Source organism: Melaminivora alkalimesophila, from assembly GCF_000282995.1.
GTDB classification, from domain to species: domain Bacteria; phylum Pseudomonadota; class Gammaproteobacteria; order Burkholderiales; family Burkholderiaceae_C; genus Melaminivora; species Melaminivora alkalimesophila.
Window position 1 is genome coordinate 1 of sequence record NZ_ALEE01000678.1, and the last position, 251, is coordinate 251.

General features: G+C 74.9%; 1 protein-coding gene. It reads right to left on the bottom strand.

The window, feature by feature from the left end:
* Positions 1–52 precede the first annotated feature (52 nt).
* The coding region (locus A612_RS16755) for an FCSD flavin-binding domain-containing protein (protein WP_141630363.1) at positions 53–251 on the bottom strand (199 nt) is incomplete at its 5' end.

Consider the following 251-nt stretch of genomic DNA (forward strand, 5'->3'; position numbering starts at 1 on the left):
GCGGCGAGCGCGGAGCCGGCTGCCGCGCCCAGGGCGAGTGCGGGTGGGGTGATCAGGAAATGGCGGCGTTGCATGGCGGGGTTCCCTCCTTGGAAGACGATCGAGACGATGGCGGATGCGGGCTGCCCGGCGCGCCCCAGATGTCGGCGCTGATGGCTGCGTACCAGGCTTGGGCATGGCGCGCCTCGGCCGCGCGGTAGGCCGCATCCGCCTCCAGCGGGCTCACGCCGCCCGAGCCCGCCGGCTCGACC